The sequence below is a fragment of the Cupriavidus cauae genome (assembly GCF_008632125.1).
Taxonomy (GTDB): domain Bacteria; phylum Pseudomonadota; class Gammaproteobacteria; order Burkholderiales; family Burkholderiaceae; genus Cupriavidus; species Cupriavidus cauae.
The window spans coordinates 1-18,568 of the sequence record NZ_VWRN01000024.1 but is presented as its reverse complement, the minus strand read 5'-3'; the positions used below and the strand labels follow the sequence as shown (position 1 = coordinate 18,568).

Below are 18,568 nucleotides of genomic sequence, written 5' to 3'. Positions count from 1 at the left end.
GGCGGGCTGGCCGTCCTGGGCCGGCGTGGCCGGCGTCGGCGGCGCGACCAGCAGCGGCGTGGTCACCGGGGCGCGCAGCGCGCCGGACTGGGTGGGCGCGGCGGCGCCAGCCAGCATGGCGGTGGTCTGGCATTCGTCCGCCAGGCGCTGGCCGTGGTTGCGGTCGAACAGCATGGCCTTGCTGGGGATCACCACCAGGTCCAGGCCCGATTGCGGGTCGAAATAGCGGTCGGCGCCGGTCACCGTGGCCTGGCGGGGCAGGCGGTGGTTACGGCCGTCCCAGTGCACGGTGATCACTTCGTCGCGCAGCATGTTGCCGGCGACGTACAGCGACTTGCCCAGTTCGCACTGCCACTTCTCGCCTTCCGGCACCACCGGGGCCGCGGCCGCGGTCTTGCTGCTGGCCTTGGCCTTCGGTTTGGCGGCGCTCTTCTTGGCCGTGCTGGCCTTCTTGGCGGTTTCCTGGGCGATGGCGGCGCTTCCGGCCGACAGCGTGAAGACGCCGAGGCAGGCGGCGAGCAGGAGGTGTTTCATCGGATACTTCCTCGATATGGATGGGTGGATGCGGAAATTGCAGGTCTCAATCTGAAATTGGATCTGGATCTGCGGATTCTGCGCTGTCGCGCTTATTGGTCTTGGGTCTTGGGTCCTGAGTCCCGTGTCCCTGGTCCTGGATACGGGTCCCGGATCTTGGTCCTGGCCTTGCGGCCTGCCGGTCTGCCGGGTTCACGCCAAACGCGGCGCCGCTATTCTCGCCGATTTGCCGAACCGCCGGCGCACCGTCATTGGCGATGCCCCCGGCGCCGGCCTAGCCGAAAAACAGTTCCGTCACATTTGCCGGCAGCGTGGCGCCGGTCGCATGGGCGCGCTGCAGCAGCGCCCAGTAGTAGCGGTAGCTGGCGCGGTCGTGCAGCTCGCCCTGGTGCCGGATCGGCGCCCAGTTGTTCTCGTGCGCGGCCAGCAGGATCGCGCTGGCCAGGCCGATCTCCTCGTCCCCCGGCTGGAAGGCCCGCACGATCGGCGCGATCTGCGCCGGATGGATGCTCCATTTGCGCAGGAAGCCGAGCTCGGCGCGGGCGCGGCGCGCGTCGTCGCCGGCGCGCTCCGGGTTCTGGATATCGGTGCTGACGTTGTGCGAGGGCACCTTGCCGTGGCGATGGCAGGCCGCCGAGATCTCCAGCATGGCGCGGCGCACCAGCGGATGCTCGAACTGCTGCGGCGAGCGCATCGCCTCGCCGGGAATCGCGCCGTGATGCGCCGACACGAAATCCATCAGGCCGAAGCTCAGGCATTCGACCTGCACCAGCGAGGCGATGCGGAATACCTGCTCGAGCGCGGCGTGGGTTTCGATCAGCACGTGGATCGGGATATGGCGGGCGATGCCGGCCGCGCGCGCGGCCTGGTTGACGCGGTCGGTCACGCGGGCGACTTCGACCACGTCGGTGACCTTGGGCACCGTCACATAGGCCAGCCGCGCGCCGGCGCCGGCGACCAGGATATCGACGTCGTCGCCCCAGCTCGGATGCGCGGGATCGTGGATGCGCACGCCGACGCGGTTGTACAGGTTCAGCGGGCCGTTGATCAGCTGCGCGCACAGCTGCGCATGCTCGCGCTCGTTGCCGACCGCGGCGCCGTCCTCGCAATCGAGCGTCAGGTCGAATACCGGGCCGAGCTCCTGCTGCAGCGCCAGCGATTTGCGCATCAGCTTCTCGCTGCCGGCATAGTGGTCGCAGACCGGCAACTGGACCGGTACGGCTTCGCCCTGGAACAAGACTTCGGATGGATGCACGTCGTCTTCGTCTCTAACGGTGGGAGAGGGAATCGGGAAAATTCGGGAAGCGGGGCTGGCTTGCCCGGCCGCATCGCGGCACATCGGGGCAAGGACGGCAAACGCCGGAACAACCCGTTTACAGCGAAGGCGGCGCGGCCGGTATCGGACGTACGCCTACGCGGGGACCAACAAAAAACCGGGGCCCGCTTCGATGATTCGTTGCGGTGCCCCGGTTTCGCATGCGGCGAAGGGAAGGGTATCAGCCCAGCAGGTGCTGCACGCCGGCGCGTTCCTCTTCCAGTTCCTTCAGCGTGATGTTGATCTTTTCCTGGCTGTAGGCGTCGATCTCCAGGCCCTTGACCAGTTCGTACTTGCCGTTGGCGGTGGTGACCGGGAAGCCGAACATCACGTCCTGCGGAATGCCGTACGAGCCGTCCGACGGGATGCCCATCGTGACCCACTTGCCGTTCGAGCCCAGCACCCAGTCACGCACGTGGTCGATCGCCGCATTGGCGGCCGAGGCGGCCGACGACAGGCCGCGCGCCTCGATGATGGCGGCGCCGCGCTTGCCGACGGTCGGCAGGAACACGTCGTTGTTCCAGGCGTGGTCGTTGATCAGGTCCTTGACGCTCTGGCCGTCGACGGTCGCGTAGCGGTAGTCGGCGTACATGGTCGGGCTGTGGTTGCCCCAGACGAACAGCTTCTCGATCGACGACACCGGCTTGCCGGTCTTGGCGGCGATCTGCGACAGCGCGCGGTTGTGGTCCAGGCGCAGCATCGCGGTGAAGTTTTCCTTCGGCAGGTTCGGTGCCGACTTCATCGCGATATAGGCGTTGGTGTTGGCCGGGTTGCCGACCACCAGCACCTTGACGTTGCGGCTGGCGACTTCGTCCAGCGCCTTGCCCTGCACCGTGAAGATCTGCGCATTGGCTTCGAGCAGGTCCTTGCGCTCCATGCCCTTGCTGCGCGGACGGGCGCCGACCAGCAGCGCGACGTCGGCGTCCTTGAACGCGACCTTGGGATCGTCGGTGATCACCACGCCGGCCAGCAGCGGGAACGCGCAGTCTTCCAGCTCCATCACGACGCCCTTGACGGCGTTCTGGGCCTGCGGCAGGTCCAGCAGCTGCAGGATGACCGGCTGGTCTTTGCCGAGCATGTCGCCGTTGGCGATGCGGAACAGCAGGGAGTAGCCGATCTGGCCAGCGGCGCCGGTCACTGCGACGCGCATGGGGGCTTTAGCCATCTGTAAGTCTCCAAACGAAGAAAGGGAAACCGGCCGGTGCGGCACGAGGCGCGGCGCGCGATTGTCGCGCCATTGCGCCGGGGCACACCGGGAGCGAGGTTGTCGCCACGGGCGGCGGCGCACCGTCCGGCGCCGCGCTCGGCAGGGCGGGCGGAGGTGCCGCGGCGGGTCGCGGATGACGACAAGGCGTAAGTCTACTGCGAAGCCGGGGACCGCATCCAGCCGTATTCCGGCCGAGGCGGGCGGCGAACCGCACCACAGCGCACCCGGGGACGCGCATCCGTGGGCGGACCGCGGGCGCACGACAGGGCGCGAGTGTAGGCGCCGTGGCATGGGCTGTCAATTCATATGTCTTATATAAGACATAAGACATTTGATGCAGTGCTGGACGCGCTTTGCCGATCTGTGGTGAAATCCGCCTATGTCCACGTTGCCCACGTCCCTCGCCGCCGCCGCCGTGACGGCCGCGCAAGATGGCGCCGCCACGCCCGGCGCCGGGACGTCGGCGTCCACGCCCGCCAGCGCACCGGCCGCTTCCAGCGCCGCCAGTGCCGCGGCCGTCCCCCCGGCCACTGCCTCCGCCGCTTCCCAGGCCGCTTCCCAGGCGGTTTCCCCGACCTTCAGCCCGCTTTACCAGCAGATCAAGTCGCTGATCCTGCAGAGCCTGCAGTCCGGCGAGTGGAAGCCGGGCGAGATGATCCCGAGCGAGATGGAGCTGGCGGCCCGCTACAAGGTCAGCCAGGGCACGGTCCGCAAGGCGATCGACGAGCTCGCGGCGGAGAACCTGGTCGCGCGCCGGCAGGGCAAGGGCACCTTCGTGACGACCCATCACGAGGACGTGGTCAAGTTCCGATTCCTGCGGCTGGTCCCCGACGAGGGCGAGCCGCACTACGGCGCCAGCCGGGTGCTCGAATGCAAGCGCCTGCGGGCGCCGGCCGAGATCGCGCGGCTGCTCGACATCCGCACCGGCGACAGCGTGGTGCAGATCCGCCGCGTGCTGTTCTTCTCCGGCGAAGCCACCGTGCTCGACGACATCTGGCTGCTGGGCGCGAACTTCAAGGGCCTGACGGCGGAGAAGCTGACCGAGTGGAAAGGGCCGATGTACGCGCTGTTCGAGGCCGAGTACGGCACGCGCATGGTGCGCGCCACCGAGAAGATCCGCGCCGTCAGCGCCGACGAGACCGCCGCGGCGCTGCTGTCGGTCGAACCCGGTTCGCCGCTGCTGTCGGTGGAGCGGGTCTCGTTCACCTATGGCGACCGTCCCGTCGAAGTACGGCGCGGGCTGTATGTGACCACGCGGCACTATTACCAGAACGATCTGAGCTGAACGGCCCGCGCACCCACGCGCGAGAGAACGCATGACGCGGGCGATTGTTGCGCGCCTTGTCGTCAACGGCGGCCGGCATTGCGCAGGGCGATCGGAATGCGCGGCGAGGGGTGGTGGAGAGCGCCGCGGCTGCGTGTCGCGTGGCGTGTTGAATGCCCGTTCAATGCCCGTTCAATGCGTGATGCGAGCGCGTGGCATGCGTGACGGCGGCGCGAAATCCGGCACCGCGAGATTCGTTGCGCAATGGCGTTGCGCGCGATTGTCGCGGCTGCCATGTTGGTGTGCGATAGTCGAAAATTATTGGTGCGCCGCGCAACAAAGGCGCTAAAATCACGTGGATTTGCACATTGTGCATTCGGCTCTTTCGTTTTTTTATCGCTAATGGGGTCTCGCATGGCTGAAGCCGTCAAACAAGCCAGGCCGGAGTTCCGGAATATCGGTATCGGGCAACTTGCACGCTACCGGTTGCCCTGGGCCGGCAAGGTGTCCATCCTGCATCGCGTCAGCGGTGCGCTGCTGTTCCTCCTCCTTCCTTTCATCCTCTACCTCTTCGAGCAGAGCGTCACTTCCGAACTGAGCTTCGCAAAGTTCTCGGCCCTTCTGTCCGGTGGCTTCGTCAAGCTGGTTCTGCTGGTTCTGATCTGGGGCTATCTGCATCATTTCTGCGCCGGTATCCGCTTCCTCCTGCTGGACATGCACGTCGGCGTGGACAAGCCGTCGTCGGCCAAGTCGGCCATCGCCGTGCTGATCGTCAGCCTGCTTCTGACCGCCGTGTTCGGTCTGAAGCTGTTCGGCGTGTTTTGAGGAGCATGCAAGGTGGCAAATAACAATATCGGTCCCAAGCGTCTGGTCGTCGGTGCCCACTACGGCATGAAGGAATGGCTGGCGCAACGCGTGACCGCCGTGGTGATGGTGGTCTACACCGTCGTGCTGGCGGTGGCGTTCCTGTTGTCGAACGGTGCCTCGTATGAGGGCTGGGCGGGCCTGTTCGCCAATCAATGGATGAAGATCCTGACATTCGTCACGATCCTGTCGCTGCTCTATCACGCCTGGATCGGCGTGCGCGACATCTGGATGGACTACGTGAAGCCGATGGCGGTTCGCCTCGTGCTGCAAGTTCTTACGATTCTGTGGCTCGTCGGATGCGCGGGCTACGCTGCTCAGATTCTCTGGAGGGTGTAATTCATGGTCGCAGTCAAGACTGGATTGCCGCGTCGGCGCTTTGACGTGGTCATCGTCGGGGCGGGCGGCGCCGGGATGCGCGCATCCCTCCAGCTCGCGGAAGCCGGCCTGAACGTCGCCGTGCTCTCCAAGGTGTTCCCCACGCGCTCGCACACGGTGGCGGCGCAGGGCGGCATCGGTGCCTCGCTCGGCAACATGAGCGAGGACAACTGGCACTATCACTTCTACGACACGGTCAAGGGCTCGGACTGGCTCGGCGACCAGGACGCCATCGAGTTCATGTGCCGTGAAGCGCCGAAGGTGGTCTACGAGCTCGAACACTTCGGCATGCCGTTCGACCGCAACCCCGACGGCACGATCTACCAGCGCCCGTTCGGCGGCCACACCGCCAACTACGGCGAGAAGCCGGTGCAGCGTGCCTGCGCCGCGGCCGACCGTACCGGCCACGCGCTGCTGCACACGCTGTACCAGCGCAACGTCCGCGCCAAGACCCACTTCTTCGTCGAATGGATGGCGCTGGACCTGATCCGCGACCAGGACGGCGACGTGCTGGGCGTGACCGCGCTGGAAATGGAAACCGGCGAGGTCTACATCCTCGAAGCCAAGACCACGCTGTTCGCCACCGGCGGCGCCGGCCGCATCTACGCCGCGTCGACCAACGCCTTCATCAACACCGGTGACGGCCTGGGCATGGCGGCGCGCGCCGGCGTGCCGCTGGAAGACATGGAGTTCTGGCAGTTCCACCCGACCGGCGTGGCCGGCGCGGGCGTGCTGATCACCGAAGGCGTGCGCGGCGAAGGCGGCATCCTGCGCAACAAGGACGGCGAACGCTTCATGGAGCGCTATGCGCCGACGCTGAAGGACCTGGCGCCGCGCGACTTCGTCTCGCGCTCGATGGACCAGGAAATCAAGGAAGGCCGCGGCTGCGGCCCGAACGGCGACTACGTGCTGCTCGACCTGACCCACGTCGGCGCCGAGAAGATCATGAAGCGCCTGCCGTCGATCCGCGAGATCGGCCTGAAGTTCGCCAACGTCGACGCGATCAAGGAACCGATCCCGGTCGTGCCCACCATCCACTACCAGATGGGCGGCATTCCGACCAACTACTACGGCCAGGTGGTGGTGCCGAAGAACGGCAACCCCAACGAGGTCGTCAACGGCTTCTACGCGATCGGCGAATGCTCCTGCGTGTCGGTGCACGGCGCCAACCGCCTGGGCACCAACTCGCTGCTGGACCTGGTGGTGTTCGGCCGCGCCGCCGGCAACCACATCATCTCGACCGCGCTCAAGCAGAAGGAACACAAGCCGCTGCCGGCGGACGCCGCCGACCGCGCGCTGTCGCGCCTGGCCAAGCTGCAGTCGTCCTCGTCGGGCGAGTATGCGCAGGACGTCGCCAACGACATCCGCCGCAACATGCAGTCGCACGCCGGCGTGTTCCGCACGCAGAAGCTGATGGACGAAGGCGTGCAGCGCATCCTGGAAGTGGCCGAGCGTTCGGACAACATCCACCTGAAGGACAAGTCGAAGGTGTTCAACACCGCGCTGGTCGAGGCGCTGGAAGTGGCCAACCTGGTCGAAGTGGCCAAGGCCACGATGATCTCGGCCGCGGCGCGCAAGGAATCGCGCGGCGCCCACGCCCACAGCGACTTCCCGACCCGCGACGACGAGAACTGGCTCAAGCACTCGCTGTTCTACAGCGAAGGCAACCGTCTCGACTACAAGCCGGTCAAGATGCAGCCGCTGACGGTCGAAAGCGTTCCGCCCAAGGCCCGCACCTTCTAAGCACCGCGTAGGCGACTACAGACGACTACAGGACCCACAGAAATGAAGCGTATTTTCGAAGTCTACCGCTACGATCCGGACAAGGACGCGGCGCCCCGCATGCAGACCTACGAGGTCGAGCTCGACGGTCACGAGCGCATGCTGCTCGATGCCCTGGTCAAGCTCAAGAAACTCGACGAGAGCATCTCGTTCCGCCGCTCCTGCCGCGAAGGCGTGTGCGGTTCGGACGCGATGAACATCAACGGCAAGAACGGCCTGGCCTGCCTGACCAACATGCGCGAGCTGCCGGACCGCATCGTGCTGCGTCCGCTGCCGGGCCTGCCCGTCGTGCGCGACCTGATCGTCGACATGACGCAGTTCTTCAAGCAGTACCACTCGATCAAGCCGTTCCTGATCAACGACGAGCCGCCGCCCGAGAAGGAGCGCCTGCAGTCGCCGGAAGAGCGCGACGAGCTCGACGGCCTGTACGAGTGTATTCTGTGCGCGAGCTGCTCGACCTCGTGCCCGTCGTTCTGGTGGAACCCGGACAAGTTCGTCGGCCCGGCCGGCCTGCTGCAGGCCTACCGCTTCATCGCCGACAGCCGCGACCAGGCCACCAACCAGCGTCTGGACGACCTGAACGACCCGTATCGCCTGTTCCGCTGCCACACCATCATGAACTGCGTGGATGTGTGCCCGAAGGGACTGAATCCGACCAAGGCGATCGGCAAGATTCGGGAATTGATGGTTCGCCGCGCGGTCTGAACCTGCTGGACCGGACGACGCCCCACGGCGTCGTCCGTGAAGGCCAAGCCATATGACGGATCACCCCACCACTTTCTCCCATCAGGCCGACCCGCACAAGCGGGCGCGACTGCGCTGGCGCGCGCGCCGCGGCCTGCTGGAGAACGACATCATCGTCGAACGTTTTTTCAACCGTTACGAGGAGAGCCTGTCCGACGAGGACGTGGCATCGCTGAGCGAGCTGCTCGAGCTCAGCGACAACGAGTTGATGGACCTGCTGCTTGCCCGCAAGGAGCTGGACGGTGAGCTCGACACGCCGCCGATGCGCAAGCTGCTAGGCCTGCTGCGCTCGGTGTGAGTTTGGTCAACACTATTATTCTTAGCATTTGAAGGAACCGACATGACGCCGTCCGATGTGAAAGCCACGCTATCGTTCTCCGATGGGTCCCCCAGCGTCGAGCTGCCGATCTACAAGGGTACCGTCGGCCCGGACGTGATCGACATCCGCAAGCTGTACGGCCAGACCGGCAAGTTCACCTACGACCCGGGTTTCATGTCGACGGCCTCCTGCAATTCCCGTATCACCTATATCGACGGTGACAAGGGCGAACTGCTGTACCGCGGCTATCCGATCGAGCAACTGGCCGAGAAGTGCGACTTCCTCGAAGTCTGCTACCTGCTGCTCAAGGGCGAGCTGCCCAACGCCAAGCAGAAGGAAGAATTCGTCGGCCGCGTGATGAACCACACGATGGTTCACGAGCAGATGCAGTTCTTCATGCGCGGCTTCCGCCGCGACGCGCACCCGATGGCCGTGCTGACCGGCCTGGTGGGCGGCATGTCCGCGTTCTATCACGACGCGATGGACATCAACGATCCGCACCAGCGCGAAATCTCGGCGATCCGCCTGATCGCCAAGATGCCGACCCTGGTCGCGATGTCCTACAAGTACAACATCGGCCAGCCGTACATCTATCCGCAGAACGACCTGTCGTACACCGGCAACTTCATGCGCATGATGTTCGCCACGCCGTGCGCGCCGTTCCAGGTCAACCCGGTGCTCGAGCGCGCGCTGGACCGCATCTTCATCCTGCACGCCGACCACGAGCAGAACGCCTCGACCTCGACCGTGCGCCTGGCCGGTTCGTCGGGCACCAACCCGTTCGCGGCAATCGCCTCGGGCGTGGCCTGCCTGTGGGGCCCGGCTCACGGCGGCGCCAACGAGGCGGCGCTGAACATGCTGGAAGAGATCGGCAGCGTCGACAACATCAGCGAGTTCATCAAGCAGGTCAAGGACAAGAACTCGGGCGTGCGCCTGATGGGCTTCGGCCACCGCGTCTACAAGAACTACGACCCGCGCGCCAAGCTGATGCGCGAGACCTGCCACGAGGTGCTGAACGAGCTGGGCCTGCACAACGACCCGCTGTTCAAGCTGGCGATGGAGCTCGAGAAGATCGCGCTGGAAGACGAGTACTTCGTCAGCCGCAAGCTGTACCCGAACGTCGACTTCTACTCGGGCATCGTGCAGCGCGCGCTGGGCATCCCGACCTCGATGTTCACCTGCATCTTCGCGCTGGCCCGTACCGTGGGCTGGATCTCGCAGTGGGAAGAGATGATCACCGATCCGGAGTACAAGATCGGCCGTCCGCGCCAGCTGTTCAACGGCGCCGCGACCCGCGACGTGCCGGAGATGGGCAAGCGCTGATTCCCGCTTCCCGTTCCGCGTCGAAGAACGCCCCGTGCTCCGGCACGGGGCGTTTTTTTTGGGGGGAGCGGCTAGCGAGCGCGATTTCTGAACAGGGATTTGTCCCTACTCAACCCTTTCGTCCAGTGCGCCGTAAATCGATGCAGCAATCGTCTGCATCCGGCCCATCACAAGAGAAGGGGTAATCACATGTTTGCCTCGCTGCGCGCGCGCATCGTTGGATTTTCCGTCGCCATCGTCGTCGTCGCGCTGGTCTGCAACGCCTTCGTCAATCACCTCGTTGCCTCCCGCTACAACGACGAAGCCATCCGCAACAACCTGCGCGCGGTGCAGGCCGGCCATGTCGATGCCATCGCCGAATGGGTGTCGGCCCACACGGCCAGCATGGCCGCGCTGCACGAGGCCGCGCTGCAGGAGGACCCCGGCCCCGTGCTCAAGCTGATCGTCGAGGCCGGCGGGTTTCTGAACACCTTCGTCGGCTACCCCGACAAGCGCCACCATTTCTCGAATCCCGAGAGCGTGAAGCCGGGCTTCGACCCGACCTCGCGGCCGTGGTACAAGCTCGCCGCGGCCGCCGGCAAGCCGGTGGTCACCCCGCCTTATGTCTCGGCCAGTACCGGCAAGATGGTGGTGACGTTCGCGGTGCCGATCGTCCGCGACGGCAGCCTGCGCGCCGTGGTCGGCGGCAATGTGCCGATGGACGGCGTGGTCAACAACGTGCGCTCGATCCATCCGACGCCGAGCAGCTTCGGCATCCTGGTGTCGCGCAACGGCCAGATCGTCGCGTACGGCGACGACAAGCTGATGCTCAAGCCGATCGGCGAACTGATTCCGGGTCTTGACGGCGACAAGCTGGCGGCGCAGCTGGGCCTTGACACGCCGATGGAGGTGACGGTCGGCGACGAGGCCAAGCTGCTGGGCGTCACCGCCGTTCCGGGCACGGACTGGATGGCGGTGATCGCGCTGGACAAGGCCGAGGCCACTGCGGGCATGCGTTCGGTGCTGGTCGCCTCGGTGATCTCGCTGGTCGTCGTGGCGCTGGCCGCCGCGCTGATCATGGCGGCCGTGACGGCGGTCTCGTTCCGCCGCCTGTCGTCGATCCGCGATGCGATGGCGGCCATCGGCAGCGGCGACGGCGACCTGACGCGCCGGCTGCCGGCGCAGGGCAAGGACGAAGTCGCGCAGATCGCCGTCGCCTTCAACGCGTTTGCCGACAAGCTGGTCGGCGTGATGCGGCAGATCCGCGATGCCAGCGAGGCCGTGCACGGGGCCGCCAACGAGATCGCCGCCGGCAATGCCGACCTGTCGCGCCGCACCGAATCGGCGGCCGCGAGCCTGCAGCAGACCGCCGCGTCGATGGAGCAGATCACGGCCACGGTGGGGCAGTCCGAAGCGTCTGCCCGCGCCGCCGAGCGCTCGTCGGTGCAGGCCAGGCAGGTCGCCAACGAGGGCGGGCAGGCGATCGACGCCGCGGTCCAGACCATGGGCGACGTGCAGCAGGCGGCGGTCAAGGTGTCGGACATCACCGGCGTGATCGACGGCATCGCGTTCCAGACCAATATCCTTGCGCTGAACGCCGCCGTGGAAGCGGCGCGCGCCGGCGAGCAGGGGCGCGGCTTCGCGGTGGTGGCCGGCGAGGTGCGCTCGCTGGCGCAGCGCAGCTCGCAGGCCGCCAGGGAAATCAAGACGCTGATCGAGTCGACGGTCAGCAGCGTCAACGCCGGCTCCGAGCAGGTCGAGCGCAGCGGCGGGACCATGCGCGAGATCGTCGGCAACGTGAACAGCGTGTCGCAGGTGATCTCCGAAATCCTGCATGCGGCGCAGGAGCAGACGCGCGGCATCCAGGAGGTCAATGCGGCGGTGGGGCAGCTCGACCAGATGGTCCAGCAGAACGCGGCGCTGGTGGAGCAGTCGACCGCCGCGGCGACGATGCTGCAGGACCAGGCGGGCCGGCTGGCCGGCGTGGTGCGGACGTTCCGGCTGGATTGAGGGCATCGACGGCTTGACGGAGGGAAGGGGCGGGCGAGCGGGCAGCCGCCCGCCGCCTGCTCTGCAAGGCCCCGAAAAGCGCGGCCCTGAAAAACGCGCCCTTGCGAAACGGGGCCTTGCGAAACGAGGCCTTGCGAAACGGGGCGTTCGAGAACGGTGTCAAAACCGGCGCCAAAACCCCGTTTTCGCCATCCGCGAAATCCCCCTTTCGCCAATCACATTACATCGCTGGCGGCGCCAAACCCTTGTTTCGCCGGGGTTTCCGGCATAATTCCCCCCGAAGTCAAGCAAACGCAGCCACGCAGCCCCGCGCTGCCACCGACGCTGCGAAGACCTCCTCCCCGCAACTTCTATCAGCGGTGCCGGCCCGCCTCGGCGAGGCTGTCGCCGCCCCCCGCGACATGGCCAAGACGCTCTACGACAAACTCTGGGACGACCATACCGTGCACGTCGAGGAAGACGGCACCACGCTGCTCTATATCGACCGGCACCTGCTGCACGAGGTGACCAGCCCGCAGGCGTTCGAAGGGCTGAAGCTGGCCGAGCGGCCGGTGTGGCGCATCAGCGCGAACCTGGCGGTGTCGGACCACAACGTGCCGACCACCGACCGCAGCCACGGCATCGCCGACCCGATCTCCAGGCTCCAGGTCGACACGCTGGACGCCAACTGCGACGCCTACGGCATCACGCAGTTCAAGATGAACGACCACCGCCAGGGCATCGTGCACGTGATCGGACCGGAGCAGGGCGCGACGCTGCCGGGCATGACGGTGGTCTGCGGCGACTCGCACACCAGCACGCACGGCGCCTTCGGCGCGCTGGCGCACGGCATCGGCACCTCCGAGGTCGAGCACGTGCTGGCCACGCAGACGCTGCTGGGCAAGAAGGCGAAGAACATGCTGGTCAAGGTCGAGGGCAAGCTGCCGCGCGGCTGCACCGCCAAGGACATCGTGCTGGCCATCATCGGCAAGATCGGCACCGCGGGCGGCACCGGCTACACCATCGAGTTCGCCGGCTCGGCGATCCGCGACCTGACCATGGAAGGGCGCATGACGGTCTGCAACATGGCGATCGAAGCGGGCGCGCGCGCCGGCCTGATCGCCGTCGACGACGTCACGCTCGAATACGTCAAGGGCCGCCCCTACGCCCCGCAGGGCGCCGAATGGGAGCAGGCGGTCGCCTACTGGCGCACGCTGCATTCGGACCCGGGCGCGCATTTCGACCGCGTGGTCGAGCTGCGTGCCGAGGAAGTGCGTCCGCAGGTCACCTGGGGCACCTCGCCCGAAATGGTGATCAGCATCGAGGACCGCATCCCCGATCCGGACAAGGAAAAGGACCCGAACAAGCGCAACGCGATCGAGCGCGCGCTGCAGTACATGGGCCTGCAGCCGAACGTGCCGATCCAGGACGTGCGCATCGACAAGGTGTTCATCGGCTCGTGCACCAACAGCCGGATCGAGGACATGCGCGCCGCCGCCTGGGTGGTGCAGAAGCTGGGCCGCCGCATCGCCCCGAACGTCAAGCTGGCGATGGTGGTGCCGGGCTCGGGCCTGGTCAAGGAACAGGCCGAGCGCGAAGGGCTGGACAAGGTCTTCAAGGCCGCCGGCTTCGAATGGCGCGAGCCGGGCTGCTCGATGTGCCTGGCGATGAATGCCGACCGGCTCGATCCGGGCGAGCGCTGCGCCTCGACCTCGAACCGCAATTTCGAGGGCCGGCAGGGCGCCGGCGGCCGCACGCATCTGGTCAGCCCGGCGATGGCCGCGGCGGCCGCGATCGAAGGCCATTTTGTCGATATCCGCCAGCTCGGCTGACGCATCGCCGACCCCGGAACCAAGGACGAGACCATGGAAAAGTTCACTGTACACAAGGGCCTGGTGGCGCCGCTCGATCGTGCCAACGTCGATACCGACGCGATCATCCCCAAGCAATTCCTCAAGTCGATCAAGCGCACGGGCTTCGGCCCGAACCTGTTCGACGAATGGCGCTATCTCGATGTCGGCCAGCCCGGCCAGGACAACAGCAAGCGCCCGCTGAACCCGGACTTCGTGCTGAACCAGCCGCGCTACCAGGGCGCGTCGATCCTGCTGGCGCGCGAGAACTTCGGCTGCGGCAGCTCCCGCGAGCATGCGCCGTGGGCGCTGACGCAGTACGGCTTCCGCGCGGTGATCGCGCCGAGCTTCGCCGACATCTTCTTCAACAACTGCTACAAGAACGGCCTGCTGCCGGTGGTGCTGACCGCGGCCCAGGTCGACCAGCTGTTCAACGAGACCAACGCCTTCAACGGCTACCAGCTGACCATCGACCTGGAGCGCCAGGCCGTGATCACGCCGTCGGGCGCGGGCTTCGAGTTCGACATCGCGCCGTTCCGCAAGTACTGCATGCTGAACGGCTTCGACGATATCGGCCTGACGCTGCGCCACGCGGACAAGATCCGCGCCTTCGAGGCCGAGCGCGTGACGAAGATGCCGTGGCTGAACAACCGGCTGGTCGGCTGACGCCGCCGTAGCACCGCACAGCGCGCGCCGAGCCGCGCGCGCATTGCAACGAACCGAAACGACAACAAGGCAAACACAGCATGAAGATCGCAGTCCTGCCGGGCGACGGCATCGGCCCCGAGATCGTCGAACAGGCCGTCAAGGTCCTGAACGCGCTCGACGAGAAGTTCGAGATGGAAACCGCGCCGGTGGGCGGCGCCGGCTACGAGGCCAAGGGCCACCCGCTGCCGGAGGAGACGCTCAAGCTCGCCCAGCAGGCCGACGCGATCCTGTTCGGCGCGGTGGGCGACTGGAAGTACGACAGCCTGGAGCGCGCGCTGCGCCCCGAGCAGGCCATCCTGGGCCTGCGCAAGCATCTGCAGCTGTTCGCCAACTTCCGCCCGGCGATCTGCTATCCCGAGCTGACCGGCGCCTCGAGCCTGAAGCCCGAGCTGGTGGCGGGCTTGGACATCCTGATCGTGCGCGAGCTGAACGGCGACATCTATTTCGGCCAGCCGCGCGGCGTGCGCACGGCGACCGACGGGCTGTTCCCCGGCGCGCGCGAGGGCTTCGACACGATGCGCTACAGCGAGCCGGAAATCCGCCGCATCGCCCACGTGGCGTTCCAGGCGGCGGCCAAGCGCGGCAAGAAGCTGTGCAGCGTCGACAAGGCCAACGTGCTGGAGACCTTCCAGTTCTGGAAGGACATCGTGATCGAGGTCTCGAAGGAGTATCCGGACGTCGAGCTGTCGCACATGTACGTCGACAACGCGGCGATGCAGCTGATCAAGGCGCCCAAGAGCTTCGACGTGATCGTCACCGGCAACATGTTCGGCGACATCCTGTCGGACGAGGCGGCGATGCTGACGGGCTCGATCGGCATGCTGCCCTCGGCCTCGCTGGACGCCAACAACAAGGGCCTGTACGAGCCCTCGCACGGTTCGGCGCCGGACATCGCCGGCAAGGGCGTCGCCAACCCGCTGGCGACCATCCTGTCGGCGGCGATGATGCTGCGCTATTCGCTGAACAAGGCCGAGCAGGCCGACCGCATCGAGAACGCCGTCAAGTTCGTGCTGGCCCAGGGCTACCGCACCGCGGACATCGTCACGCCGGGTTGCCGGCAGGTCGGCACCCGCGAGATGGGCGAGGCCGTGCTGGCCGCGCTGTAAGGGCTCGCAGGCCGGGGCGCGTGCGCCCCGGCCGGATCCCGCAAAATCGTGTAGACTGCGCCGATGCTCCCGAACCCCCGGTCCCTCCCGACTGACATCGCCTCGACGGCCGCCCTGCGCGCGACGACGGGCGCGGGTGCGCGCGGCACCATCACCGCAACGACGATTAAAACCATTATTAAAACCACGATCGCCTAGATCGTTCGTCGTGCCTGCTCGTCTTCCCCGCGCAGCCACGCCGGGCGAGGAAAATGCGGGGAAGTTTCAATCACATCCGAGGTTTGTCATGATTGTAGGTCTCGTCGGTTGGCGAGGAATGGTCGGCAGCGTGCTGATGCAACGCATGCAGGAAGAGCGCGACTTCGACCATATCGAGCCGGTTTTCTTCAGCACGTCCAACGCAGGCGGCAAGGCCCCGGCGATGGCGAAGAACGAAACCACGCTGCAGGACGCCAACGACATCGAGGCGCTCAAGCGCTGCGACGTCGTGCTGACCGCCCAGGGCGGCGACTACACCAACGAGGTCTTCCCCAAGCTGCGCGCCGCGGGCTGGAAGGGCTACTGGATCGATGCCGCCTCGTCGCTGCGGATGAAGGACGACGCGATCATCGTGCTCGATCCGGTCAACCAGGGTGTGATCAAGGACGCGCTGTCCAAGGGCGTCAAGAATTTCATCGGCGGCAACTGCACGGTCAGCTGCATGCTGATGGGCCTGGGCGGGCTGTTCCAGCACGACCTGGTCGAGTGGATGACCTCGATGACCTATCAGGCGGCCTCGGGCGGCGGCGCGCAGCACATGCGCGAGCTGCTGACGCAGTTCGGCACGCTGAACGCCGCGGTCAAGCCGCTGCTGGACGATCCGGCCTCGGCCATCCTCGAGATCGACCGCACCATCCTGGCGACCCAGCACGGCCTGTCCGGCGAGGAAACGAAGCAGTTCGGCGTGCCGCTGGCCGGCAACCTGATTCCGTGGATCGACAAGGACCTGGGCAACGGCGTGTCGCGCGAGGAATGGAAGGGCGGCGCCGAGACCAACAAGATCCTGGGCCGCGGCGACGGCTTCCTCGGTGCGACCGGCGCCACGCCGATCGCGGTCGACGGCCTGTGCGTGCGCATCGGCGCGATGCGCTGCCACTCGCAGGCGCTGACCATCAAGCTGCGCCGCGACGTGCCGCTGGACGAGATCGAAGGCATGCTGGCCGCCCATAACCCGTGGGCCAAGGTCGTGCCGAACACCCGCGAAGCCAGCATGACCGACCTGACGCCGGCCGCGGTGACCGGCACGCTGACGATCCCGGTCGGCCGCCTGCGCAAGATGCAGATGGGCGGCGAGTACCTGTCGGCCTTCACCGTCGGCGACCAGCTGCTGTGGGGCGCCGCCGAGCCGCTGCGCCGCATGCTGCGGATCCTGATCGAGAGCTGATCCCGCCGAGGTGGCGTTGCGGCAAGGCAACATGCAGGCCGCCGCCGCGCCACCCGCTGGCCAACGACGCCGCGCCGATGCGCGGCGTCGTCGTTTCCGGACATTGTTCCGTCGGGGTCCTGGGTCACAATACCGTGCTTTCGCGCGATCGCCCGTCGAACCCCCACCCCGCATGAGGTCCCTGTGAGCCACCATCGCCGCCACCCCACGCCGAACCATCCGCACCGTGCGCAAGGTGCGCGCCGCCCGCGCCGCCACGCGCTGGCGGCCGCCGCTCTCGGCGTGCTGCTGAGCCAGGCGCTGCTGCCGTCGGCCGCTCACGCCGCGGCGCTCGGTTCGCTGCAGGTGCGCTCGGGGCAGGGCCAGCCGCTGCAGGCGGAGATCGAGCTGCGCGATGTCGCGGCCGGAGAGGCCGAGGGCCTGACGGTGGCACTGGCGTCGCCGCAGGCCTATGCCGCGGCGGGGCTGACCTACCCGGCGGGGGCCGAGGGGCTGCGGATCGAGCTGACGCACAATGCCGACGGCCGCCCGGTGGCGCGGCTGCGCTCGGCGCAGCCGGTGGGGGAGAACTTCATCGACCTGCTGCTCGAGCTGCGCGGGCCAGCGGGAACCGTGGGGACAACGGGGGCAACGGGCACAACGGCCACAACCGGCACAACCGGCACAACCGGCACAACCGGCACAACCGGCACAACCGGCACAACCGGCACAACGGGCACAACGGGCACAACGGGCACAACGGGCACATCGGGCACAACGGGGGCAACTGGGGCAACTGGGGCAACGGGCACAACGGGGACTGTGACCAGGGCCTACACCGTGCTGCTTGCCCCGCCGCCGGCCGATCCCGCCATCGCGGCGCAGCCCGACGCCGGCGCGGCGCCGCTGGTGCAGGCCGCCACGCCGGAGCCGGCCGGGCCGTCGGCTGCCGCGCCCGATCAGGAACGGCCGGCCGCCACTGCCAACTCGGGTGCGAAGCCGGGCGCGAACGCCGCCGCCGACTCGGTCACGAAGCCGGCCGCCAAGCCCGCCACGAAGTCGCCCGCCATGGCCGGCGGCAGCTATACCGTGCGCCGTGGCGACCATCTGTACGGCATCGCGCGGGAGCTCGCGCAGCAGCGCGTGGTGGCCGACGACGTCTCGCTCGATCAGATGGTGGTGGCGCTGTACCGCGCCAATCGCGACGCCTTCATCGCCGGCAACATGAACCGCCTGAAGGCCGGCGCGGTGCTGTCGCTGCCGTCGGCGCAGCAGGCCGGCACGATCGCCGGGCCCGAGGCGCGCCGCGAGATCGTCGCCCATACCCGCGCCTTCGACGCCTACCGCAACCGCCTGGCCGATGCCGCTGCCGCGATGCAGGTGCAGCCGCAAAGCGGCCAGCAGCAGCGGGGCCAGATCACCGCGCGCGTGCGCGATGCCGCCGTGCCCGAACAGGCCCGCGACGAACTGCGGCTCAGCAAGCCGGAGGCCGGCGCCGTGGCGCCCAAGGGCGAGACCACGGAAGCACAGGTCGCACGTGAACGCCAGCTGCGCGAGGCGGAGGAGCGCCTGACGCAGCTGCGCAAGAACGTCGGCGACATGCAGCGCCTGCTGGAGATGAAGAGCGCCGAGCTGGCCAGGCTGGGGCCGGACGGGCAGGGTGGGGTGCAGGGGCAGGGCGCCAGCGCACCGGCGGCGCCGGCCACGGTCGCGCAAGGCACGCAGCCTGCAGCAGCCGCGCCCGCCCCGGTTGCCCAAGGGACGCCGCCTGGCGCGGCAGCGCCGGCTTCGGTCACCCAGGGCG

General features: G+C 67.3%; 17 protein-coding genes. 13 read left to right on the top strand and 4 right to left on the bottom strand.

The genetic code is table 11. The features are described 5' to 3' along the window. The 3 genes from F1599_RS08050 to F1599_RS08040 form a co-directional block, all read right to left on the bottom strand. Positions 1 to 534: hypothetical protein (locus tag F1599_RS08050; RefSeq protein ID WP_150082713.1), on the bottom strand; the 534-nt coding region annotated here is incomplete at its 3' end. A 274-nt stretch (positions 535 to 808) separates the two neighbouring features. After that, positions 809 to 1,789, bottom strand: a complete 981-nt coding sequence (locus tag F1599_RS08045) for an HpcH/HpaI aldolase/citrate lyase family protein (protein ID WP_150082712.1) — start codon at positions 1,787 to 1,789, stop codon at positions 809 to 811. Between the two features lie 241 nt (positions 1,790 to 2,030). Beyond that, positions 2,031 to 3,014 (bottom strand): malate dehydrogenase, encoded by a 984-nt coding sequence (locus F1599_RS08040; RefSeq protein WP_006578853.1) that lies wholly within the window; start codon positions 3,012 to 3,014, stop codon positions 2,031 to 2,033. A gap of 421 nt (positions 3,015 to 3,435) precedes the next feature. On the opposite strand from F1599_RS08040, the gene F1599_RS08035 reads away from it, so the two are divergent. Next, positions 3,436 to 4,341 carry a GntR family transcriptional regulator gene (locus F1599_RS08035; RefSeq protein WP_150082711.1) on the top strand — a complete coding sequence of 302 codons (906 nt, stop codon included), beginning with the start codon at positions 3,436 to 3,438 and terminating at the stop codon, positions 4,339 to 4,341. Between the two features lie 62 nt (positions 4,342 to 4,403). Here the strand turns inward: F1599_RS08035 and F1599_RS08030 are convergent, their stop codons facing one another. Next, positions 4,404 to 4,736: a hypothetical protein gene (locus F1599_RS08030; RefSeq protein ID WP_150082710.1), complete on the bottom strand. Its 333-nt coding sequence runs from the start codon at positions 4,734 to 4,736 to the stop codon at positions 4,404 to 4,406. Between F1599_RS08030 and sdhC the strand changes: the two genes are divergently transcribed. From sdhC to F1599_RS25785, 12 genes are all read left to right on the top strand, one after another. After that, entirely contained in the window at positions 4,735 to 5,145 is a 411-nt protein-coding gene (gene sdhC, locus F1599_RS08025) for a succinate dehydrogenase, cytochrome b556 subunit (protein WP_006578084.1), read from the top strand. The genes F1599_RS08030 and sdhC overlap by 2 nt on opposite strands. A gap of 66 nt (positions 5,146 to 5,211) precedes the next feature. After that, entirely contained in the window at positions 5,212 to 5,523 is a 312-nt protein-coding gene (gene sdhD, locus F1599_RS08020) for a succinate dehydrogenase, hydrophobic membrane anchor protein (RefSeq protein WP_255650780.1), read from the top strand. 3 nt (positions 5,524 to 5,526) lie between these two features. Then, a complete protein-coding gene (sdhA, locus tag F1599_RS08015; protein WP_149316990.1) occupies positions 5,527 to 7,305 on the top strand; it encodes a succinate dehydrogenase flavoprotein subunit in 1,779 nt (592 codons plus the stop codon). 42 nt (positions 7,306 to 7,347) lie between these two features. Further along, on the top strand, positions 7,348 to 8,049 hold the full coding sequence (locus F1599_RS08010; protein ID WP_149316991.1) for a succinate dehydrogenase iron-sulfur subunit: 702 nt from the start codon (positions 7,348 to 7,350) through the stop codon (positions 8,047 to 8,049). 52 nt (positions 8,050 to 8,101) lie between these two features. After that, positions 8,102 to 8,386, top strand: a complete 285-nt coding sequence (locus F1599_RS08005; protein ID WP_006578088.1) for an FAD assembly factor SdhE — start codon at positions 8,102 to 8,104, stop codon at positions 8,384 to 8,386. Between the two features lie 42 nt (positions 8,387 to 8,428). Beyond that, positions 8,429 to 9,730, top strand: coding sequence for a citrate synthase (gene gltA, locus F1599_RS08000; RefSeq protein ID WP_149316992.1), 1,302 nt, complete (start codon positions 8,429 to 8,431; stop codon positions 9,728 to 9,730). 189 nt (positions 9,731 to 9,919) lie between these two features. Further along, positions 9,920 to 11,719, top strand: coding sequence for a methyl-accepting chemotaxis protein (locus tag F1599_RS07995; protein WP_150082709.1), 1,800 nt, complete (start codon positions 9,920 to 9,922; stop codon positions 11,717 to 11,719). A 401-nt stretch (positions 11,720 to 12,120) separates the two neighbouring features. After that, positions 12,121 to 13,530: a 3-isopropylmalate dehydratase large subunit gene (gene leuC, locus F1599_RS07990; RefSeq protein ID WP_150082708.1), complete on the top strand. Its 1,410-nt coding sequence runs from the start codon at positions 12,121 to 12,123 to the stop codon at positions 13,528 to 13,530. Positions 13,531 to 13,563: 33 nt separating this feature from the next. Then, the gene (leuD, locus tag F1599_RS07985; RefSeq protein ID WP_149316995.1) at positions 13,564 to 14,214 is read left to right on the top strand and encodes a 3-isopropylmalate dehydratase small subunit; all 651 of its coding nucleotides are present in this window, start codon (positions 13,564 to 13,566) and stop codon (positions 14,212 to 14,214) included. Positions 14,215 to 14,294: 80 nt separating this feature from the next. Continuing rightward, on the top strand, positions 14,295 to 15,362 hold the full coding sequence (gene leuB, locus F1599_RS07980) for a 3-isopropylmalate dehydrogenase (RefSeq protein ID WP_150082707.1): 1,068 nt from the start codon (positions 14,295 to 14,297) through the stop codon (positions 15,360 to 15,362). 286 nt (positions 15,363 to 15,648) lie between these two features. After that, a complete protein-coding gene (gene asd / locus F1599_RS07975; protein WP_150082706.1) occupies positions 15,649 to 16,785 on the top strand; it encodes an aspartate-semialdehyde dehydrogenase in 1,137 nt (378 codons plus the stop codon). 183 nt (positions 16,786 to 16,968) lie between these two features. Next, a partial coding sequence (locus F1599_RS25785) for a type IV pilus assembly protein FimV (protein ID WP_317845734.1) occupies positions 16,969 to 18,568 on the top strand: 1,600 nt, incomplete at its 3' end.